This window comes from Methylobacterium oryzae (genome assembly GCF_021398735.1).
GTDB lineage: Bacteria > Pseudomonadota > Alphaproteobacteria > Rhizobiales > Beijerinckiaceae > Methylobacterium.
In genome coordinates this window covers 5,256,762-5,277,590 of the sequence record NZ_CP090349.1, presented here as the reverse complement: position 1 = coordinate 5,277,590, position 20,829 = coordinate 5,256,762, and the positions used below count along the sequence as shown (strand labels likewise).

The 20,829-nt window shown below is 72.3% G+C and carries 20 protein-coding genes; 7 read left to right on the top strand and 13 right to left on the bottom strand.

The window, feature by feature from the left end; all coding sequences use genetic code 11:
* The first annotated feature begins 107 nt into the window (after positions 1-107).
* From fabZ to lpxB, 4 genes are read left to right on the top strand one after another with little or no spacing between them, the layout of a single operon-like run.
* Positions 108-584, top strand: a complete 477-nt coding sequence (fabZ, locus tag LXM90_RS25210) for a 3-hydroxyacyl-ACP dehydratase FabZ (protein ID WP_020092987.1) — start codon at positions 108-110, stop codon at positions 582-584.
* A complete protein-coding gene (lpxA, locus tag LXM90_RS25205) occupies positions 581-1,399 on the top strand; it encodes an acyl-ACP--UDP-N-acetylglucosamine O-acyltransferase (RefSeq protein ID WP_020092988.1) in 819 nt (272 codons plus the stop codon). The genes fabZ and lpxA overlap by 4 nt, the downstream gene beginning before the upstream one ends.
* An 11-nt stretch (positions 1,400-1,410) precedes the next feature.
* The gene (locus LXM90_RS25200) at positions 1,411-2,274 is read left to right on the top strand and encodes an LpxI family protein (protein ID WP_020092989.1); all 864 of its coding nucleotides are present in this window, start codon (positions 1,411-1,413) and stop codon (positions 2,272-2,274) included.
* Positions 2,271-3,449: a lipid-A-disaccharide synthase gene (lpxB, locus tag LXM90_RS25195; protein WP_026604900.1), complete on the top strand. Its 1,179-nt coding sequence runs from the start codon at positions 2,271-2,273 to the stop codon at positions 3,447-3,449. Before LXM90_RS25200 ends, lpxB begins: the two co-directional genes overlap by 4 nt.
* A gap of 9 nt (positions 3,450-3,458) precedes the next feature.
* On the opposite strand, the gene LXM90_RS25190 is transcribed toward lpxB, so the two are convergent.
* Both LXM90_RS25190 and LXM90_RS25185 read right to left on the bottom strand, forming a co-directional pair.
* Positions 3,459-4,136 carry a hypothetical protein gene (locus LXM90_RS25190; RefSeq protein WP_026604901.1) on the bottom strand — a complete coding sequence of 226 codons (678 nt, stop codon included), beginning with the start codon at positions 4,134-4,136 and terminating at the stop codon, positions 3,459-3,461.
* A 22-nt stretch (positions 4,137-4,158) separates the two neighbouring features.
* Positions 4,159-4,791 carry a 2OG-Fe(II) oxygenase gene (locus LXM90_RS25185; RefSeq protein WP_020092991.1) on the bottom strand — a complete coding sequence of 211 codons (633 nt, stop codon included), beginning with the start codon at positions 4,789-4,791 and terminating at the stop codon, positions 4,159-4,161.
* 291 nt (positions 4,792-5,082) lie between these two features.
* Here LXM90_RS25185 and LXM90_RS25180 point away from each other — a divergent pair, with 291 nt between their 5' ends.
* Together LXM90_RS25180 and LXM90_RS25175 are read left to right on the top strand one after the other, a co-directional pair.
* Positions 5,083-5,400, top strand: coding sequence for a hypothetical protein (locus tag LXM90_RS25180; RefSeq protein WP_026604902.1), 318 nt, complete (start codon positions 5,083-5,085; stop codon positions 5,398-5,400).
* Positions 5,401-5,548: 148 nt separating this feature from the next.
* Complete coding sequence (locus LXM90_RS25175; RefSeq protein WP_026604903.1) at positions 5,549-7,660, top strand: ABC transporter ATP-binding protein/permease; 2,112 nt, start codon at positions 5,549-5,551, stop codon at positions 7,658-7,660.
* Between the two features lie 154 nt (positions 7,661-7,814).
* Here LXM90_RS25175 and eda read toward each other — a convergent pair whose 3' ends face one another.
* The 3 genes from eda to LXM90_RS25160 all read right to left on the bottom strand — a co-directional run bounded on the left by eda (position 7,815) and on the right by LXM90_RS25160 (position 11,809).
* Positions 7,815-8,441: a bifunctional 4-hydroxy-2-oxoglutarate aldolase/2-dehydro-3-deoxy-phosphogluconate aldolase gene (gene eda / locus LXM90_RS25170; RefSeq protein ID WP_020092994.1), complete on the bottom strand. Its 627-nt coding sequence runs from the start codon at positions 8,439-8,441 to the stop codon at positions 7,815-7,817.
* A gap of 22 nt (positions 8,442-8,463) precedes the next feature.
* Positions 8,464-10,290, bottom strand: a complete 1,827-nt coding sequence (gene edd / locus LXM90_RS25165) for a phosphogluconate dehydratase (protein WP_020092995.1) — start codon at positions 10,288-10,290, stop codon at positions 8,464-8,466.
* A gap of 397 nt (positions 10,291-10,687) precedes the next feature.
* Positions 10,688-11,809 carry an asparaginase gene (locus LXM90_RS25160; protein WP_020092996.1) on the bottom strand — a complete coding sequence of 374 codons (1,122 nt, stop codon included), beginning with the start codon at positions 11,807-11,809 and terminating at the stop codon, positions 10,688-10,690.
* A 170-nt stretch (positions 11,810-11,979) separates the two neighbouring features.
* Here LXM90_RS25160 and LXM90_RS25155 point away from each other — a divergent pair, with 170 nt between their 5' ends.
* Positions 11,980-12,222: a hypothetical protein gene (locus LXM90_RS25155; protein ID WP_020092997.1), complete on the top strand. Its 243-nt coding sequence runs from the start codon at positions 11,980-11,982 to the stop codon at positions 12,220-12,222.
* A gap of 28 nt (positions 12,223-12,250) precedes the next feature.
* On the opposite strand, the gene LXM90_RS25150 is transcribed toward LXM90_RS25155, so the two are convergent.
* From LXM90_RS25150 to LXM90_RS25115, 8 genes are all read right to left on the bottom strand, one after another.
* A complete protein-coding gene (locus LXM90_RS25150) occupies positions 12,251-13,570 on the bottom strand; it encodes an MFS transporter (protein WP_020092998.1) in 1,320 nt (439 codons plus the stop codon).
* A gap of 148 nt (positions 13,571-13,718) precedes the next feature.
* Positions 13,719-15,119 (bottom strand): sigma-54-dependent transcriptional regulator, encoded by a 1,401-nt coding sequence (locus LXM90_RS25145; RefSeq protein WP_234081193.1) that lies wholly within the window; start codon positions 15,117-15,119, stop codon positions 13,719-13,721.
* On the bottom strand, positions 15,104-16,567 hold the full coding sequence (locus LXM90_RS25140) for a sensor histidine kinase (RefSeq protein ID WP_020093000.1): 1,464 nt from the start codon (positions 16,565-16,567) through the stop codon (positions 15,104-15,106). The genes LXM90_RS25145 and LXM90_RS25140 overlap by 16 nt, the downstream gene beginning before the upstream one ends.
* Before the next feature lie 228 nt (positions 16,568-16,795).
* The gene (locus tag LXM90_RS25135) at positions 16,796-16,999 is read right to left on the bottom strand and encodes a hypothetical protein (RefSeq protein WP_020093001.1); all 204 of its coding nucleotides are present in this window, start codon (positions 16,997-16,999) and stop codon (positions 16,796-16,798) included.
* A 104-nt stretch (positions 17,000-17,103) separates the two neighbouring features.
* Positions 17,104-17,457, bottom strand: a complete 354-nt coding sequence (locus LXM90_RS25130) for a hypothetical protein (protein ID WP_020093002.1) — start codon at positions 17,455-17,457, stop codon at positions 17,104-17,106.
* Between the two features lie 72 nt (positions 17,458-17,529).
* On the bottom strand, positions 17,530-18,309 hold the full coding sequence (locus tag LXM90_RS25125) for a YfdX family protein (RefSeq protein ID WP_020093003.1): 780 nt from the start codon (positions 18,307-18,309) through the stop codon (positions 17,530-17,532).
* A 178-nt stretch (positions 18,310-18,487) separates the two neighbouring features.
* On the bottom strand, positions 18,488-18,811 hold the full coding sequence (locus LXM90_RS25120) for a low molecular weight protein tyrosine phosphatase family protein (protein ID WP_020093004.1): 324 nt from the start codon (positions 18,809-18,811) through the stop codon (positions 18,488-18,490).
* Positions 18,808-20,595 (bottom strand): ABC transporter ATP-binding protein, encoded by a 1,788-nt coding sequence (locus tag LXM90_RS25115; protein WP_020093005.1) that lies wholly within the window; start codon positions 20,593-20,595, stop codon positions 18,808-18,810. The genes LXM90_RS25120 and LXM90_RS25115 overlap by 4 nt, the downstream gene beginning before the upstream one ends.
* Positions 20,596-20,829: the final 234 nt, after the last annotated feature.

Genomic DNA, 20,829 nt, shown 5'->3' with positions numbered 1-20,829 from the left:
GGGAAGGCCTTGCGCTTCCGGCGATTTCTTCCGAATAGGGCGGTCGGCGCCCCGGTGGCGGCCGGATTGCGGGCCGCCGATGGCGGCAAGTCGAGGTGCGGATTTCGATGAGTGAGGCGGCGCGCGAGACCGGCAGCGAGCTGGGCATAGCCGATATCCAGACGCTGCTGGAGCTGCTGCCGCACCGCTACCCGTTCCTGATGGTCGACCGCATCGTCGAGATCGACCGGGACGAATCCTGCGTCGGCATCAAGAACGTCACGGCCAACGAGCCGCAGTTCATGGGCCACTTCCCCGACATGCCGGTCTTCCCGGGCGTGCTCCTGATCGAGGGTATGGCGCAGACGGCGGGGGCGATCTGCTGCCGCCACATCCGGGCGGACGGGCGGAACACCAAGCAGGTGTTCTTCATGACCATCGACAAGTGCAAGTTCCGCAAGCCCGTCACCCCCGGCGACCAAGTGCGCTTCCATATGACGAAGCTGAACCAGCGCCGGACCATGTGGTGGTTCCGCGGCGAGGCCCGGGTCGACGGCACGCTGGTCGCGGAGGCCGAGATCAGTGCCATGCTGGTGACGGAGTGACCGCCCCCGTCATCCACCCGAGCGCGGTGATCGAGACCGGCGCCCGCATCAGCGACGGGGCGCGGATCGGCCCCTTCTGCCATGTCGGGCCCGAGGTCGTGCTCGGCGCGGACTGCGAACTCATCAGCCACGTGGTCCTGGCGGGCCGCACCGCGATCGGCCCCCGCACCCGGATCTTCCCCTTCGCGTCCATCGGCCACCAGCCGCAGGACCTGAAATACCGGGGCGAGGCCTCGACCCTGACGATCGGCGCCGACTGCCTGATCCGCGAGGGCGTCACCATGAACCCGGGCACCAGCGGCGGCGGCCTGGAGACCGTGGTCGGCGACCACTGCACCTTCCTGGCCAACTCGCATGTCGGCCACGATTGCCGGGTCGGCGCCCACGTGATCTTCTCCAACAACGTCATGCTGGCGGGCCATTGCAGCGTCGGCGACTACGCGATCCTGGGCGGCGGCGCCGCCGTGATCCAGTTCGCGCGGGTCGGCGCGCACGCCTTCGTGGGCGGCCTGTCGGGCCTGGAGAACGACTGCATCCCCTACGGCATGGTGCTCGGCAACCGGGCCTACCTGTCGGGGCTCAACATCATCGGGCTGCAGCGCCGCGGCTTCGCCCGCGAGGACATCCACGCGCTGCGGCGCGCCTACCGCCTGCTCTTCGCCCCCGAGGGCACGCTGATGGAGCGGGTGGAGGACGTGGCCGCGACCTTCGAGTCCCACGCGGCGGTCGCCGAGATCCTCGACTTCATCCGCCTCGGCGGCAAGCGCTCGATCTGCACGCCGCGCGAGGTCCCGACCCCGATCAGCGCCGCCTGAGCGGCCGGGCCGTGACCGAGGCCGATCCCGCCCCCGAGGGGGCCCTGGTCCTGATCGCGGGGGCGGGGCGCCTGCCGGAGCTCGTCGCCGAGTCGCTCCGCCGGGCGCGCCGGCCCTTCCGGGTGATCGCGCTGCGCGGCTTCACCGGCCCGGCCCTGCGCGCCGGCGCCGACGCCACGGTCGACCTCCTCGATCTCGCGGCCACCCTGAAGCTGCTGCGGCTCTGGGGGCCGGCGACCGTGGTGCCGGCGGGCGGCGTCTCCCGCCCGAGCCCGGCCGCGATCCTCAACGCGGGCGCCGCCCTGCGCAACCGCGAGGCCCTGCTGGCGATCGCCGGCGGCGGGGACGACCGCCTGCTGCGGGCGGCGGTCACGCTGGTCGAGGAGGCGGGCCACCGGGTCGTCGGCGTCCACGAGGCCGCGCCGGACCTGCTCTGCCCGGACGGCCCGCTCGGGCGCCGGGCCCCGGACGCGGAGGCGGCCGCCTCGATCCGCACCGGGCGCGGCGTCCTCGACGCCCTCTCGCCCTACGATCTGGGGCAGGCGGTCGTCCTGGCCGGCGACCGGATCCTCGCCGTGGAGGGGCCGGAGGGCACGGACCGCATGCTGGCCCGGGCCCGGGCCCTGGGGCGGCGCCCCTTCGGGTTCGGCCGGGCGATGCCCGCGACCGTGCTGGTGAAGGCCCCGAAGGTCGGCCAGGACCGCCGCATCGATCTCCCGGCCGTCGGCGCCCGCACCGTGCGCAACGCGGCCCGGGCGGGCTGCGCCGGGCTCGCCCTGGAGGCCGGCGGGACCCTGGTCATCGACCGGGCGGCGACGGCCGCGGAGGCCGACCGCCTCGGCCTGTTCGTGGTCGGGTACGGGGGCGCGCCGTGACCGGCCGGCCCCGCACGATCTGGCTCGTGGCCGGCGAGGATTCCGGCGACCAGCTCGGCGCCAAGCTGATGCGCGCCCTGCGCGAGGCCGCGCCCGACACCGTCTTCGGCGGCGTCGGCGGCGAGGCCATGGCGGAGGCGGGGTTCGCGTCCCTGTTCCCCCTCGATGACGTGGCGGTGATGGGCTACCTGCCGGTCCTCGCCCGCGCGCGGACCCTGCTCCGCCGCATCCGCGAGACCGTCGAGGCGACGATCCGCGCGCGGCCCGACGTGCTGGTGATCATCGACAGCCCGGGCTTCACCCACGCGGTGGCGCGGCGCGTGCGCAGGGCGGCCCCCGGCATCCCGATCATCGACTACGTGTCCCCGAGCGTGTGGGCGTGGCGGCCGTGGCGGGCGAAGGGCATGCGGCCGTTCATCGACCACGTGCTGGCCCTGCTCCCCTTCGAGCCCGACGCGCATCTGCGGCTCGGCGGTCCCCCCTGCACCTATGTCGGGCATCCGCTGATCGAGCGCCTCCCGGAACTGCGGCCCGGCGCGGCCGAGCGGGGGCGGCGCGAGGCCGTTCCCTACAGCCTCGTGGTCCTGCCGGGCTCCCGCCGGTCCGAGATCGAGCGGCTGATGCCGGTCTTCGGTGCGGCGCTGGCCCGCGTCGCCGAGGGCCTGGCGGTCGAGGCGGTGCTGCCCGCCGTGACCCGGCACAGGGCCCTGATCGAGCGGCTGTCGGCCGGGTGGCCGGTGCCGGTCCGCATCGTCACCGGCGAGGCGCCGAAATACGCGGCCTTCCGGGAGGCCCGGGCGGCGCTCGCCGCCTCCGGCACGGTCACGCTGGAGCTGGCGCTCGCGGGCGTCCCGATGGTCGTCGCCTACAAGGTCTCGCGGGCGGAGGAGTTCATCGCCCGCCGGCTGATCCAGGTCCCGAGCATCGTGCTGCCGAACCTGATCCTCGCCGAGAACGCGATGCCGGAATTCGTCCAGGCCGACTGCACCCCGGAGCGCCTCGCCGGCGCCCTGCGGCCGCTCCTGGCCGGCGGTGCCGAGCGCGACGTCCAGCTCGCCGCCCTCGGCCGCATCGACGGGCGGATGCGGCTCGCCGCGGCGGACACGCCGAGCCGGGCCGCGGCGCGGATCGTCCTGCGCGCGGCCGAGGGGCAGGGAGCGGATCCGGCGGCGTGACGGCGCCGCTCAGCCGGCGCGGCGGCCGCAGCGGATATAGGTCGAGGTCCCGCGGCTGCTCGACCAGGTCAGGTGCTCGCCATCCACCTGCAGGCGGACCTGCGACGACCAGTGGCGGCCGCGATCGCTGCACTCGGCGGCCGTGACCCAGGCGCCGCCGCTTCGCCGCACGTCGTGGAACAGGCACAGCGTGCGGCCCGCGCGGGCGCGGTCCTGCGTGATCGTGGCCGGGATGTAGCCGCGGCGGCGCGAGCGCGCTCCGCAGGCCTCGGGCGTCGGGCCCCAGACACCGACATACTCGGCGGCGGGCACGGCGGCGGCCGGAGCGGCGCCCGGGGCGGGGCGGGCATTCGCCGTGGTCGCGGGCGGCGCCGCGGCACTCTGCGGGGCCGCCGGCGCCGGCGAGGCCGCCATGGCGGTCTGGCCGGGCGGCTCGGCCGGGGCGGTGAGCGGGTCGGGCTCGTCGAGCATCACGACGCGGCGCGCGGGGCGCGGCGCGGCGGACCTCGCCGCGGACGGGCTCGCTTCCGGCGGGGACGGGCGGAACGGCAGGTCCTCGGTGAGGTAGGCGGCGCTGTAGGCGAAGAGGCCCACCCAGCCGAGGACGAGGAGGGTCGGCAAGGCGAAGCGACGCCAGGAGCCGGAACGCGCCCCGTCGCCCGGATCCGCCAGAACGACCGCCCCCATGGTCTGCCCCCCTCTCGTCCGCTCAGCGGCCGAAGATGCCCTTCAGGAACTGCGCCGTGCGGTTGCGCTTGCGCTTGCGCTCCAGCTCCGACGCGTCCCTGAGCCACGCCACCTGGACCACGCGCCGCTCGCCCTCGAAGGGCTCGTGGCCGTGCCAGGAATTGTCCGCCCGCAGGAACGCGAACATCGTGCCCATGGTCGGCGGGACCTCCACCGCGAAGGGCTCGTAGTTGCGGCCGTCGTAGAGCACCCGCAGGCGGCCGGCCGCCGGGGCGTCCCAGGCGTCGTTCATGTAGACGAGCAGGGTGAGCACCTTCGACGGGCCGTCGGTGTGGATCGAGCCGTATTTCAGCTGGCTGCGGCGCATGATGGTCGTCAGGCGCGGGCAGGAGACGAGGTCGATGCCGAACTTCTCGCCGAGGATCTTCGAGAAGGCGTCGCTCTCCAGCTCGTCGATCAGCGCCTTGAACCGGCCCTTCAGGGTGATCTCGTCGACCGTGAGGTAGCCGGGCTTGGCGATGTCCGGGAAGTCGCGCCGGATGTCGTCGATCGCGTCGGGATTCAGGACGTTGCTGCCGAGCGTGTAGGCGTAGGGCTCGCGGGAGACGGGCGCGGCGCGCACGGCGGAGATGTCGAGGATCGAGAGAGCGGACATCGCTGGGTCCCTTGGCTCCGGCGCCGGTCGGCCGGCACGCGGGGCGCCGGAGACGCGTGCCGGGGGGCCGGTCCAGCCGTCGTGCCGGGGCCGCCCGCGCAGGCGTCCACGACCACAAATCTACTGCTGCTTCCGGCGATCCCGGAATCTCCTAATCCGCCGATTGCGGCGGTCCGACGGCGAAAGCGGCCCGGTGGCGCATTCCGGTGACAGTCTCGGGCGGCCCGCTTGTGCAGGATGGCGCCAGACCCGCGGGCTTTCTTCCCGGGTGTGTACCGGAACCCGTAACCGATGAGGCCGTTGGCCCTCGCTCTGCTGTTCGCCCACCTCGCCGCCGTCGCGGCCGGGGTCGAGGCCCGTGCGCAGTCGCGGCCGCCGCGCGGCTCGATGACGGCCCGCATGACCTGCTCCGAGGCGATGGCCCTGGTGAAGAACGAGGGCGACGTGATCATCGCCGCCGGGGCGGCGCCGGAGCGGTTCGTCAGCAATCCCGGCCAGTGCAGCGGCGCGGAGATCGCCGAGCTGCGCTTCGCCCCGACGCGCGACAACCCGCAATGCCCGATCGGCTACCATTGCCGCGAGCCCGGCTTCGAGGAGTGGAACTGGTAGCCGCGGTGCCCGCGTAAATCGCCGCACCGCCGGAACGTGACCAAAGTTTCACGCGACAGCGCGGGCCGAGTGCCACTATCTGGCCATCTGCCGGGGCCAAGGCCGCCGGCGGCGCCCCGGGCGGGCGCGCACGGATGGGGGATCGACGGTGGCAGCACTCAGGACCGGACTGGGCATCCAGGCCGTGCTCACGGCCCTGGCCGCGCTGATCCTGCTGGCGTTTCCCGGAATCCCGAGCCCGCCGCTCTACGTCTCCCTCGCCGGCTTCGCCATGGCGGGCATCCTGATCGCCGCGAACGGCATCTCGGCCTACCTGAAGGTCTTCGTCTCGGTCTACGGCGTCGGCTACCTGCTGCTCGCCGGATCGAAGACGATCGCCGCCATGGGACTGCTGCCGCCGGTGATCGCCGCGCTGCTCCCGCCGGCCTTCGCCGCCACCGGCGCGGTGGTCTTCGCCGCCATCGTGCTCGGCATCTCGCATCTCGAGCCGATCCGCGCGATCACCAACATCGCCGACCCGTACTTCGCCAATCGCGACAAGCCGACCAAGGAGATCGGCCTGTTCCGCTGGTTCGGCACCACCGAGGGCCGGATCGGCCGCAACCTCGTGGCGCTGTCGATCTTCGTGAACTTCGCCGACGTGGCGCTGACGCTGCGGTTCAACTTCTTCTACCGCGACATCTACAACTCGCTCCAGGAATACGACGCGAACGCGTTCTGGTACCAGCTGCTCTGGGTGTTCGTGCCGCTGGCCACGCTGAACATCGCCATCGGCATGTTCGACCTGTTCGTCGATTCCTCGCTGCTCATCCGCTGGCGCACGTGGCTGACCCACAGCCTGTACGAGCGCTGGCTCGGCAACGGCACGCATTACCGGATCCCGTTCACCGACGAGGAAGCGGACAACCCGGACCAGCGCATCCAGGCCGACGTCAACAGCTTCATCGTGCAGACCACGACGCTGTCGATCCGGCTCCTCAGCCAGGCCGCGCAGCTCGTGTCGTTCATCGTGATCCTCTGGACCCTGTCGCGCGACTTCGTCGTGCCGTTCACCGACACGGTGATCCCGGGCTTCCTGGTCTGGCTGGTGATCGCCTACGCGGTGGTCGGCACGTGGCTCACCCACCTGATCGGCCGGCCGCTCATCGGGCTGGACTTCCGGCAGGAGCAGGTCGAGGCGAATTTCCGCTTCGCGCTGGCCCGGAACCGCATCTACTCCGAGCAGATCGCCCTGCTGCGCGGCGAGCGGGCGGAAGCCTCGCGGCTCTCGAGCCTGTTCCACAGCGTGATCGACAACTACGTCGGGATCATCTTCCGCCGCATCAAGCTGATCGCCTTCACGTTCAGCTACCGGCAGGCGAGCGTCATCTTCCCGATGGTGCTGGCGGCCCCGTCCTTCTTCGCCAAGAAGATCACGCTGGGCGCGCTCCAGCAGACGTCCCAGGCGTTCAGCCAGGTGCAGAGCTCGCTGTCGTTCTTCGTGGACTCGTACACGACGCTGGCCGCCTACAAGGCCAATACCATCCGTCTCGGCTCGTTCCGAAGGGCCATGACGAAGGCCGAGGCGCTGGAGGCGGCGGGCTACGGCCTCGTCCAGGGGAACGAGAGCACCGGCGACGTCACCGCGCGCGGCCTCGTCCTCGCCCTGCCGAACGGGAAGCCGATCGTCACCGCCGACGCGCTAACCCTGCCGCGCGGCGGCGCGACCCTGGTCACGGGTCCCTCCGGCTCCGGCAAGTCGACCCTGTTCCGGGCGATCGCGGGGATCTGGCCGTTCGGCAAGGGCCGGGTCGACGTGCCCGCCGGGCAGTCGGCCCTGCTGCTGCCGCAGCGGCCCTACATTCCGCAGGGGACCCTGCGCGGCGCCGTTGTCTACCCGAACACCACCGACCAGTTCTCGGACGCGGCGATCCGGGACGCCCTGACGGCCGCGCAGCTCCCCCACCTCGTCGACCATCTCGACGAGAGCGACACCTGGGAGCGGCGGCTGTCGGGTGGCGAGCAGCAGCGGCTCGCCATCGCCCGCGCGCTGCTGGCCAAGCCCGAATGGCTGTTCCTCGACGAGGCGACGGCCTCCCTCGACGAGCCCTCCGAGGCCGCCCTCTACCGGATGCTGCGCGAGCAGCTCCCCGGCACGACGATCGTGTCGATCGGCCACCGCTCGACGCTGGACGCCTTCCACGACCGGCGCATCGCGCTCGAGCCGGAAAGCGGTGTCTTCGTCCCGCGGGTGCAGAGGCAGCCGCTGCCGGCGGAGTGAGGGGCTGCAACAGCTCCCACCTCTCTGCGGGCGGGGCCGCGCCCTCTCCGTCATCACGAGCGCAGCGAAGTGACCCAGGGTCGCGCGACATCCTGGAGATGTGGCGCGACCCTGGATTGCTTCGCTCCGCTCGCAAGGACGTCGGTCGTGAGGCTTACGCCTTGCGCAACCCCGCGGCGGCCCGGGCCGCCCGCTCGATCGCCGCCGGATCCGGCGTGCCGGGCTTCACCACCCAGCTGCCGCCGACGCAGAGCACGGACGGGATCGACAGCCAGTCCGGGGCGCTCAGCTCGGTGATCCCGCCCGTCGGGCAGAACCGCACCGCGCCGAACACCGCCGCGTGCGCCTTCAGCGCCTTGATCCCGCCCGCGGCCTCCGCCGGGAAGAACTTGAACCGGTCGAGCCCGTGGTCGAGGCCGCGCATGATGTCGGCCGCCGTCGCGACGCCGGGCAGGTAGGGCACGCCGTTGGCCTTGGCGGCGTCGGTCAGCGGCTCGGTGAGGCCCGGCGAGACGATGAACTCGGCCCCCGCCGCCAGGGCCTTCTCGAGATCGCGCGGGTTGAGCACCGTCCCGGCGCCCACCACCGCGCCCTCGACCCGGGTCATCTCCCGGATGACGTCGAGGGCGGCCGGGGTCCGCAGGGTGACCTCCAGGGCGGTCAGGCCGCCCTTCACCAGGGCCTCGGCGATGGGCCGCGCCTGCGCCGCGTCGTCGATCACCAGGACCGGAATGACGGGCACGGAGCGCATCAGCGCGTCGATGCTGGTCAGATCGTTCATGGTCGGCAACTCCCTCTCGCTTTCAGAGGCCGGCGGCGGCGAGCATCGCGGAGGCGCCCCGCTCCGCCGTGTCGGCCCCGTGACGCATGAACGCGAACAGCTCCCGCCCGGTGCCCTGCGCGGGCTCCGGCGCCTCGGCCTCGGGGCGGGTGGCAAGCTCTGCCTCGTCGACCAGCACCTCCAGCAGCCCGTCGGCCGCGCTGAGGCGGACGATGTCGCCGTCGCGGATCCGCCCGATCGGGCCGCCGCCGAGCGCCTCGGGGCTCAGGTGGATGGCGGCCGGCACCTTGCCGGACGCGCCCGACATCCGCCCGTCCGTCACCAGGGCGACCTTGTGGCCGCGGTCCTGCAGCACGCCGAGCGGCGGCGTGAGCTTGTGGAGCTCCGGCATGCCGTTCGCCTTCGGGCCCTGGAACCGGACCACGACCACGACGTCGCGCTCCAGCTCACCGGCCTTGAACGCCTTCAGCACCTCGTCCTGGTCGGAGAAGACCCGGGCCGGGGCCTCGATGGTGCGGCGATGCTCCTCGACGGCGCTGGTCTTGAACGTCGCCCGGCCGAGATTGCCCTTCACGAGCCGCATGCCGCCGTCGGGCTGGAACGGGTTGCCGGGCCGGCGCAGCATCGTGTCGTCCAGGCTCTCCGGCACGGCGTCCTCGAAGACCAGCTCTTCGCCGTCGAGCTTCGGGTCGCGGGCGTGGTCGCGCAGCGTCTGGCCCGACACGGTCAGGATGTCGTCGTGCAGGAGGCCCGCGTCGAGCAGGGCCGCCATCACGAAGCTCATGCCGCCCGCGGCGTGGAAGTGGTTCACGTCGCCGGCGCCGTTCGGGTAGACGCGGGCGATCAGCGGCACGGCGCTGGACAGGCGGTCGATGTCCTCCCAGTCGATGACGATGCCGGCCGCGCGCGCGATGGCCGGCAGGTGGATCGCGTGGTTGGTGGATCCGCCCGTCGCGAGCAGGCCGACCGCGGCGTTGACGATCGCCTTCTCGTCGACGCAGAGGCCCAGCGGCCGGTAGTCGTTGCCGGCGCCGCCGATCTCGGTGAGCCGGTGGATCGCCGCCCGGGTCACGGCCTGGCGCAGCTTGGTGCCGGGGTTGATGAAGGACGAGCCCGGCATGTGCAGGCCCATCATGTCCATCATCATCTGGTTGGAGTTGGCCGTGCCGTAGAACGTGCAGGTCCCGGCCGCGTGGTAGGAGGCGGACTCGGATTCGAGCAGCTCCGCCCGGCCGACCTTGCCCTCGGCGTAGAGCTGGCGGATCCGCTGCTTCTCCTTGTTGGCGAGGCCCGACGGCATGGGCCCGGCCGGGATCAGGATCGTCGGCAGGTGGCCGAAGCGGAGCGCCCCGATCAGCAGGCCCGGCACGATCTTGTCGCAGATGCCGAGCAGCGCCGCGCCGTCGAACATGCCGTGGCTCAGCGCGACCGCGGTGGAGAGCGCGATCGTGTCCCGGGAGAACAGCGACAGCTCCATGCCGCTCTGCCCCTGCGTGACGCCGTCGCACATGGCCGGCGTGCCGCCCGCGACCTGCGCGGTGGCGCCGCGCTCTCGGGCGAACAGCTTGATCTGCTCCGGGTAGCGCCCGTACGGCTGATGGGCCGAGAGCATGTCGTTGTAGGCGGTGACGATGCCGATGTTCATCACCGTCCGCTCGTCGCGGATCGCCGCCTTGTCCTCGCCGGAGGCCGCGAAGCCGTGGGCGAGGTTGCCGCAGGCGAGCTTCCCGCGCCGGACCCCCGCCTCGCGCTCGCGGGCGATCAGGTCGAGATAGGCGCGCCGGGTCTCGCGGGAGCGCGCCACGACGCGCTCGGTGACCGCCGCGACCTCGGGATGAAGCTCGGTCATGCTCGTTCCTCCAGGCTCGGTGCCGACGGGCGCGCGGCCGAGGCCGCGAGTCGGGATCGGCCGCGCGCCCGCGTCGGTGGCCGGTATCTAAGGAGTGCGCCGCGGGATGTAACCCGGGGCGGGCGCCGACGCTGACATGAGGTCTGCCCGCCGGCTCAGGAAACCCCAAGTCCGAGGCCGCGGTCGCTGTCGCGTTCGACCGATGCCGCCCGCATCGTCATCACGAGCGGAGCGAAGTGACCCAGGGCAGCGCGACCCTGGAGTGCTTCGCCGCGCCCGCAAAGACGGTGACCGCCCGCCTTTGCCCGGACGCCCGACGTCGCCACGCCTCGAAGCGCTCGTTCGAGGCATGCTGCAGGATGGGGTCGAACCTCAGAGACCCAGCACGTCCCTGGCCTCAATACTCCCAGAAAATGCGCTGCAGCTCCTTGGTGTCGTTGGTCTTGGTGAGCGCCACGGCGGCGAGGATCTTGGCCTTGGCGGGATTGAGGTCGTGGGCGACCACCCAGTCGTACTTGTCGTCGGGCTGCTCAGCGTTGCGCAGCACGAAACCGTCCGGCACCCGCGACGAGCGGATCACGATGGCGCCCTTGGAGCGGATGTCCTTGAGCTTGTCGACGAGGTAGCCGGGCACTGAGCCGTTGCCGGTGCCGGCATTGACGATCGCCTTGGCGCCGGCCTGGAGCTCGGCGTCGTAGACGCCCGGGATCATGTTACCCGAGCCGTAGACGATGCCGACCAGCGGCAGGCTGTCGATCTGGTCGATGTCGAACTCGGAGCTCATGTTGTGCCGCTTCGTGAGCGAGCGGAAGAAGTAGGTCTTGCCCTCGACCACCATGCCGAGCGGCCCCCACTGGCTGTAGAAGGCGCTGGGCACGATGTTGGTCCGCTTGTTCACGTCGCGGCCGCACTGGATGTAGTCGTTCATCGTCACGGTGACGCCCTGGCCGATCGCCTCCTTGCTGGCGGCGACCGTGACGGCGTCGAGCAGGTTGAGGGCGCCGTCGGCCGAGATCGCCGTGCCCGGCCGCATCGAGCCGACCACCACGATCGGCTTGTCGCTCTTCACCACGAGGTCGAGGAAGAACGCGGTCTCCTCCAGCGTGTCGGTCCCGTGCGTGACGACGATTCCGTCGACGTCGTCCTGCTTCAGGAGCTGGGACACGCGCTTGCCGAGCTGGACCAGCTGGGCGTCGGTGAAGCTCTCGGAGGCGATCTGGAAGACCTGCTCGCCGCGGACGTTGGCGATGGTGTTCACCTGCGGCACGGCGGCGATCAGCTTGTCGACCGGCACCTTGGCGGCCGTGTAGGTGGCGCTGTTGGCGGCGTCGGCGCCGGCGCCCGCGATCGTCCCGCCGGTGGCGAGGATCACGACGTTCGGCTTCTTCGCCGCGGCGGCCGTGCCGGCCTCGGGCATCTCGCGCGCGACGAGGGGCGCCGCGCCGAATCCGCTGGCCAGGGCCAGGGCGAAGACCGCTCCGCGCAGGGGAAGAGCCGCGCCGCTTCGGCAGGAGAACATCGGAGATCCTCGATGGTTGACGGGAGAGCGAGTCGGACTCGACGCGGGGATGGTAGCCGTGCCCCGGCCCGAGGCAAGGATCATGCAGGGCGCCGACGTGCAGGGCGCGACGGATCGTTACGCAAGCTCGGGCGTTGATGGAGGTTGCTGTCCGCTCGGAGATAGATCCCATGCTGCATCTCGCCGGCCTGCTCGAGGAACTCGAGCGGAGCGAGCCCGCGCGGGCCGCGATGTCGATCCTCGAGACCTCCCTCGCGCGCCGCTCGACGGAGGAGCAGGGCGCGTTCTGGCGCGCCGTCGACATCTACTACGTCTCGCGGAAGGCCCCGCCGGAGGCGACCGTGCCGGGCCAACTCGGGTCAGGCGAAGTCGTGCCGGGCGAAGTCGTGCCGGAGCTGGCCGCCGCGTCCTGAGCCCGGCCTCCGGATCCGATCGCGGCGCTCAGGCGCTCGCCGGCACGGCCGGCGGCATGCCGGCGCCGCTCTCGGGCTCGCTGCCCGCGCGCACCGCCTCGCGGGTCTCTGGCATCAGCGCGAAGTAGAGGACGAAGCCGAGCGCCGCGATGGCCGCCAGCGCCAGGAAGGCGGTGGAGTAACCCGCCGACACGATGATCACGCCGGCCAGCGTCGCGCTCAGGGAGGCGCCGATCCCCTGGGCCGTCGCCACGGCGCCCTGGGCCGCGTTGAACCGGCCGCCGCCGTGGGTCAGGTCGGCGACGACGATCGGGAACAGCGCGCCGTAGACGCCGGCCCCGATGCCGTCGAGGAGCTGGACGCCCACCAGCCAGAACGGGTTGTCCGACAGCGTGTACAGGACGCCGCGCAGCGCCAGGATGCCGAAGGCGGTGAGGAAGATCGGCTTGCGGCCGATCACGTCGGCCTTCGCGCCCACGAAGATCGCCACCGGCACCATCACGCACTGCGCCGCCACGATGCAGACCGCGATCAGCGAGGTCGCGTGGTCCTTGCCCGAGATGTGCGTCAGGAGCTGGCCCACCGAGGTCAGCATCGCCGCGTTGGCGAGGTGGAAGATCGCGCAGAGCACCGCGAAGATCAGCAGCGCCCGGTTCTGTAGCAGGGTGGCGAGGCCGGAGGGCTTCTCCTGCGCCTGCTCCTCCGCCTCGGTCATGCCGCGGGCGAGGTCGTTGTCGATGGCGTCGGCCGGCACCATCAGCATGGCGCCGATCGACAGCGCCGCCAGGATGCCCATCAGCCAGAACACGACCACCGGCCCGAAGAAGTAGGCGAGCCCGCCCGCCAGGGCGGCGGAGACCGCGTTGCCGGCGTGGTTGAAGCCCTCGTTCCGGCCGATCCGCTTGGCGAACATCTTCGGCCCGACGAGGCCGAGCGTGATCGCGGCCAGCGCCGGCGGGAAGATCGTCCCGGCGACGTGGGCGATCGATTGGGTGGCGGTGACGAGGTAGAAGTTCGTGATGAACGGCAGGACGAGGCAGCTGGCCGTCACCGCGATGGCGCCGCCGATCACCACCGCGCGCTTGTGGTTGGTGGCGTCGATCAGCGCGCCGGCGGGCGTCTGCGCCACGAGGCCGAGGATGCCCGCGATGGTCATCACGAGGCCGGTCGTGGCCTCGTTCCAGCCCTGGTCGGGGCCGCGCACGGCGATCAGGTAGATGGCGAGGTAGGGGCCGAGGCCGTCGCGCACGTCGGCGAGGAAGAAGTTGAGCGCGTCGAGGCCGCGCAGGGCCTTGGCCGAGGGTGTCCGGCCGCCGGCGCCGCGGGCGCCCGTCTCGATGCTGTTCATCCTGCCGCGATCCCCCGACCGACGGACGGCGCGGCCCCGATCCAAGCCGTACCGTCGCATGCGGGGCTCGACGCCCGCGCGCGCCATCGGTTCCCGCGCGGCGCGGGCCTCATGCGGGATGTGAACGGTTCTCCGGCCCGCACGGGCCTCAGGCCGTGTCGGTGCCGGCCGAAGCGTCGGAATTCCCGACAGCGTCTGTCGTCTCTTCCGACAGATCGGTGCCCGGCGCGCCGAGGCCGTAGCGCTCGATCTTGGCGTAGAGGAGCTGCCGCTGGATGCCGAGCCGGCGGGCGGCCCGGGCGCGGTTGCCGTCGGCCTCGCGGAGCGCGGCCGCGATCATGGTCCGCTCCAGGCGAGCCACGGCCCCGGGCAGGTCGCCGGCGAGCCAGTCGGCCGCGCCGTCCTCGCCGCGGCGGTCGAGTCGCGCGGCCGGCAGATCGATGGCCTCGGCCGCGATCACGCCGCCGCGCACCAGCATGGCGGAGCGCTCCACGACGTTGCGCAGCTCGCGGACATTGCCGGGCCACTCGTAGGCGAGCAGGCGCGAGGCGGCCCCACCGCTCAGGCGCTTGCCCGAAGGGACCAGGAAGTGCTCGGCGAGCGGCACGATGTCGGCCAGGCGCTCGCGCAGGGGCGGCAGGGTGATCGGAACGACGTTCAGACGGTAGTACAGGTCGGCGCGGAACCCGCCCGCGGCGACGAGCGCCGGCAGGTCGCGATGCGTCGCCGCCACGAGGCGGACATCGACCCGGGCAGGCCGGCCCCCCAGCGGGGTCACGACGCCGTCCTGGATCACCCGCAGGATCTTCGCCTGCATCGCCGCCGGCATGTCGCCGATCTCGTCCAGGAACAGGGTGCCGCCCTGGGCCTCGTGGAAGGCGCCCGCGCGGTCGGCGGTCGCGACCGCGAAGGCGCCCCGGACATGGCCGAACAGCTCGCTCTCCAGAGCCTCGGCCGGGATCGCCGCGCAGTTGACCGGGACGAACGGCCGCGCGCGCCGCCGCGAGAAGGCGTGCAGGGCCCGGGCGACCTCCTCCTTGCCTGTGCCGGTCTCGCCCTGGACCAGGATCGTGGACGCGTTGTCGGCGACGAGACCGATGGTCTTCTGGACCTTCCGCATGCCCGCGCTCGACCCGATCAGGACCGGGTGGTCCGGCGGCGGGGCAGCGCCGACGGGATCGGAGCGGGCATCGCGCAGCATCGCGTCGAGGACGGCGGCGAGGTCGGCCCGGCCGATCGGCTTGGTCAGGTGGTCGTGCGCCCCGAGGCGCATCGCCTCGATCGTGTTGGCCGGGCTCGCGAAGGCCGTCAGGACCGTCACGGGCGGCGGCTCCGGCAGGGCCCGGATCCGTTCCAGCGTGGCCATGCCGTCGAGGTCTCCGGGCATGCGCAGGTCGAGGAGCACCGCCGCCACCGGACCCTCGCCCAGCCGCGCCAGCGCCTCCGACCCGGAGGCGACCGGGAGCGCGGTGTGCCCGAGATCGGTCACCGTCTCGGCGAGCCCGTCGCGCAGGGCTCTGTCGTCGTCGACGATCAGGATGGTTGCCATGGCAGATCCAGGACAAAGGTGGTCTCCGGCGCGCCCTCGACCAGCCTCGCCTCGCCCCGATGCGCTACGGCGATCTCGCGCACGATCGCGAGCCCCAGACCGGTCCCGTCGGGCCGGCCGGTGACGAAGGGCTCGAACAGGCTGGCGCGGATCGCCGGGTCGACCCCGCCGCCGGTGTCGGCGACGCTGAGGCGCAGCCGCAGCGCGCCGTCGACCGTCACGCGCTCGGCGCCGAGGCGGACCCGCCCGCCCGGCGGCGCGTGTTGCAGGGCGTTCAGCAGCAGGTTGTCGACGGCGCGGGCGACCTGCGCCCGGTCGAGATGCGGGTGGTCCGCGGCGGGCAGCCCGTCGGCCTCGACCGCGATCCGGACCGCGCGCGCGCGCGCCAGGTCCTCGTGCAGGCCCGCGCACTCGGCCAGGAGCGGTGCCACGGGTGTGGGCATCCGATTGAGCGGCCGCGCCTGCGTCAGGTTGAGGAGGTCGCGCAGCAGCGTGTCGACCCGGGCGATCTGGCCGAGAACGGTCTCGAGGGCGACGGCGGCGCGCTGCGGATCACCGCTGACGAGGGCGTTCTCGGCCTTCAGCCGCATCGCCGCGATGGGATTGCGGATCTCGTGGGCGATGCTCGCCGCCAGACGGCCGACGGCGGCGAGGCGCTCGGTCGCCACGATCCGGGCCTGGGCCTCCCGCAGCCGCCCGCCGGCGGCGTTGAGGGCGTCGACCAGCCGGTCGAGCTCGTGCTCGCCGGTGCGGTCGAGATGGGGCAGGTCCTGGCCGTCCGGACGCGGCGCGGCGAGCGCGGCCTCGAGCCGGGCGATCCGCCCCGAGAACCCGTACAGGAACCAGCTCAGGAACGCGGCCGATCCGAGTACCGTGGCGGCGAGGAAGCCCAGGCCCGCGAGGAAGCGCGTGTAGGTGGGGCCGTCGTTCACGTGCGCGCGCGTCATCGACCACGCGGTCAGGCCGGCCTCCGGCCCGTGCAGCGGGCAGGCCTGGAGCATGAGAACCTGGGTCCGGCTCGGCCGCCGCTCCGAGGCCGCGTGGTCGACCCGCAGAGCCTGCGCGTTCAGCGCCGCGATGGCGTCGCGCTCGGCCGCCGGAAAGTCGGTCTTCGGCCCGGATCCCTCGTAGGTCGGATAGGCGTAAGCCACCGACCCGCGCGCGGTGCTCCAGATCCCGCCCTCGATCCCCGGGAAGCGCGTCAGCGCGGCCGACACGGTGCCGACGAGATCGGCCTCCGCGATCCTCGGGCCGCGGGCTCGGACCAGAGCGGCGTACCGGTCGATGATCTCGCGGCAGGCCCGCCCGACCGCGAGATCGGCCTGCGCCACCTGGACGCCCGTCGACTGATCGTAGACGCCGAGCATCAGGTAGGCGGTGGCGGCCGCGGAGGCGACCAGCAGGACCCAGAGCGCGAGCAGCCGGGCGCGCAGGCTGTAGGCCGTCACGGCGGTGTCCGACCCGGCATGGCGGTGGCTCCTGCGGCGGCGTCGCGCGCCCGGACCCCGTTCCTAAGCCATTGTCCGGTCCCCGACCACGCGGAGACTGCGCGGGTCCCACGGTGACGGGGCGACGCGCGCTTACGGCCCCGGGCCGGGCCCGGGACCGCCGGGAGAGGGGCGCCGCGTCCGGCACCCCTCTCGGACGTACGATCGATCAGTCGTCGGCGCGCGCGCTCACTTGCGGTTCGTGATGAGGCTGTCGACGTTCTTGTTGGCTTCCTTATTCTCCTTCCGTTGCATCACCACTTCGTGCTTGGTGTCCTTCATCGACATCTCGTCACGCTTGCCCTGAGGCATCTCCTTCGGGGCCGCCAGGGCCGGCGTGACCGACCAGAGACAGGCCAGGCAAAGAGCAGCGCGCGCCGTAGTCTTGAACATGATGCCTCCTCCACTCAATCGATATTGCAGGACGTCTTGGCGATGCCGCCGGTTCCTCATGCGCGGATCACGGGCGTGCGATCCGTCGCGCGGATGGTCTCGTCTCAGGGCTGGCCCGACGGGTTGATCGGCAGGGCGTCGCTTCCGAGCTGCACGCAGGTCAGCATCGCCACGTAGGACGGCGCTCCGCCGATCTGGCTCTCCGTCGCGCAGGTCCGGCGCTCCGCCACGTCGAACGTCGCCCAGCGCTTGATCAGGGTGCGCCGGGCGGCGGCCTCGTCGGACAGGCAGCCGCGGTAGCTCGCCCGGTCGACGGCGGTCGATCCCGCCCGGTGCTCCGGCGCGCAGATCGCCCGGATGTTGAAGTCCGGAACCCCCGCCGTCCGGGCGGAGGCCGCCAGGGTCCCGCCGAGGAGCAGTTCGAGTCCCAGGATGGTCGAGATCCAGAATCGCCGCACGCGACCCTCCCTCCTGTGCGCCGACCGGGCCGCGCCCGAGATCCGTCAGGCGCGGCCGTCGTCGGCGTTCGGTCACTTGCTGGTCTTGGCACCCGCCGTCGTGCCGGTGGCCTGCGGCGCGCCCTTGTCGGCCGTCGCGGCGGCCGCCTTCTGGGGCACCGCGATCGCGTCGATCACGTCGAAGCGCATGTTGTCCTGGGCCGACTTCAGGGCGGCGTTGGCCTCGTAATACTTGCCCTGATTGATCAGCGTCGCGGCCTGATCGACGTCGGTGATGGTCTTGTTCAGGGGCAGGACCGCCATGGTGAAGTTGACGTCGACATGGGCGAGCTTGAGCTTCTCCAGGGCCCCCTTCTGGTCGCCCTGAGCGAGGTTCTTGTTCGCCTCGGTCACCGCGGAGGCCTTGGCGGGCGTGGCCACGAAGTCGTCGCCGAGGGTCAGCTGCGCGTCGACCGGGACCCAGGCCACCTGCTCCTTGGAGGCCGTCTTGGTATCGGCCTTAGTGTCGGCCTTGGCGCTCGGCGCAGTCGCCTTGTGGGCGGCCATGTCGGCCGGCGACTTGAGGTCGGCCTCGGCCTTGGTGAAGACCGCGTCGTCGGTCTTGGCCTTGGCGAAGGCGGCCTGCGCCTTGGCGATCATGTCCTTGGCCTGGCCGGGATTGGCCTCGAAGATCGCGAGGCGGGTGAGCTGAAGATCCCTGAAGCCCTGTGCGCCGTCCTTCGAGAGCTTGCCGACATCCTTGTCGACCGCCGCCTGGCTCGCGCTGATCTGCGTGCCGTTGGTCTGGGCGGCCTGCTCCGCCGCGTAGGCGGTTCCACCGAGGATTGTGGTGAGCACGAGAGCCGCAGCCATAGATTTGCGATAGGACATAGTAATATCTCCCTCTAGTGCCGGAGATAAGGCCTTCATCTGCATTGGCCTCATTCATTCCGTGTTCAGATAATAGATCGGCCGCCATTTGGTCGCATGACCGGAAGATTAAAGAACGGCAATGCGCCGCCGGGCGTGGCGGGTGTCGGCGCGGCGGGTCTCAGCGCGGCAGGAAGCGGCCGGCGCGCGCGTCGAGCAGCGCCACCAGCGCCGGCGCCATGAAGTCGTGCACGTCGGGGATGTCGAGGCAGACGAGGCGGGTCCCGCGCAGGGCGGCCCCGAAGCGGCGCATCAGCTTGCGCCGGTGCGCGCGCTCCATGACGACGACGATCTCCGCCCAGGCGAGATGATCGGCGTCCACCGGCTCGTCGGCGTCGGGTGACACCCCCGCGCTGGCGGTCTCGATGCCGGGCAGCCGCGCGAAGATCTGTTCCGCGGTCGGGCTGCGGGCACGCGCCCGGCCGCAGACGAACAGGATCCTCACGCGCTCTCCGCGAGGTCGGCTTGCCGCTCGAACAGGGCGCGGTACGCCCCGTTCGGGCGGCGCAGCAGGGCGGCGTGAGGCCCGTCCTCGACGATGCGACCGCGGTCGAAGACGAGGATCCGGTCGAGGGCCCGCACCGTGGACAGGCGGTGGGCGATGACGATGGCGGTTCGCCCGCGCATCAGCCGCGCCATGGCCTCCTGCACCAGAGCTTCCGACTCGGAATCCAGGCTCGAGGTCGCCTCGTCGAGGATCAGGATCGGCGCGTCCGCCAGGAAGGCGCGGGCGAGCGCCACCCGCTGGCGCTCGCCGCCCGACAGCTTGACCCCGCGCTCGCCCACCAGCGTCGCGTAGCCCTTCGGCAGCCGCGCGATGAAGTCGTGCGCGTTGGCGAGGCGCGCCGCCCGCTCGATCTCCTGCGCCGAGGCGCCGGGCCGGGCGTAGGCGATGTTCTCGGCCAGGGAGCGGTGGAACAGCACCGGCTCCTGGGGCACGATGGCGACCTGCGCGCGCAGGCTCGCCTGGCTCGCCGACGCCACGTCCTGCCCGTCGATCGTCACGCGCCCGCCCGACACGTCGTAGAGCCGCTGGATCAGCTTGACGAAGGTCGTCTTGCCGGAGCCCGAGCGCCCGACCAGCCCGACGCGCTGGCCGGCCGGAATCGTCACGGTCAGCCCGTCGTAGAGGGGCCGCGTGTGGTCGCCGTAGTGGAAGCGCACGGTCTCGAACCGGATCGCCCCGCCCGTGACCGCGAGCGGGACCGCGCCGGGCCGGTCGGCGACGCCGACGGGTTCGGCCTCCAGGGCGACCAGCTCCTCCATCTCGTTGATGGCCCGCTGCAGGTGGTTGATGTGGCCGCCGATGTCGCGGAGGTAGCCGTGCACCACGAAGGTCGCGGTCAGGACGTAGGCGACGTCGCCCGGGCTCGCCCGCTCCCGCCACCACAGCCACAGGGCGATGGCGACGATGGCGGTGCGCAGGACGAGCAGCAGCCCGAGCTGGCCGGTGCCGCCCCAGGTGACGATCATCCACGTGCGCCGGGTCCGCCGCTGCCACTTCGCCAGCAGCCGGCCGAGCCGCGCCTCCTCCCGCGCCTCCGCGCCGAAGGCCTTGACGACGGCGTTGTTGCCGATCGCGTCGCTCAGCGCGCCGCCGAGGCGGGTGTCGAGGGCGTTCGAGAGCGCGGCCGCGGGCGCGATGACGCGGGTCGCGAGCAGCGCGGTCGCGCCGACATAGGCGCCCGCGCCGATCGCGACCGTCGCGCCGAGGGCCGGCCAGTGCAGGCCGAGGACCAGGGCCGTGCCCACGAGGACGACGAGCGCGGGCAGGAGCGACAGCAGCAGCGTGTCGTTGAGCCCGTCGATCGCCCACATGCCGCGGGAGATCTTCCGGACGGTCGAGCCCGAGAAGGTGTTGGCGTGCCACTCCGTCGAGAAGCGCTGGACCCGGGCGAAGCCGTTGCCGACGATGTCGCTCATGGTGCGCAGGGAGAGCGGCACCACGAGGCTCCAGGCGACGTGCCGCAGCAGCGCGGTGGCGAGGCCGAGCCCGGTCATCGCCAGGAAGGCCGGCCAGGCCGCGTCCAGCGCCGCGCGTCGGTCGCTCCCGGAGAGCGCGTCGACCAAGCGGCCCGCGAAGAGCGGCAGCAGCACCTCCGCCAGGGTGGCGAGCGTGATCGCGCCGGTGAGACCGGCGACGAGGGGCCAGCGCCTGCGCCAGCTGCGGACGACGAAGGCCAGGACGCGACGGACCGCGTCCGCCTTCCGGGGAGACGACAGAGACATGCGAGTGCCCGACGCGGGCGAGCGTCGGCTCCGGGTGACGCCGCGTCCCATCGCGAACGATGCGCGCCGGCGAGATCAGGCAGGATCGGGTTCAGAGGCGCCGGGCGGCAGGGCCGGGCGAGAGCGGGAAGAGGCTAGCCGACCCGCGCGGGGGCGCCGACGAATCCTGCTCGGAGGGTGGCAAACACAGCGATCATGCAGCTCCCTCCCTGGTACGAGCGCGACAGGAGCACG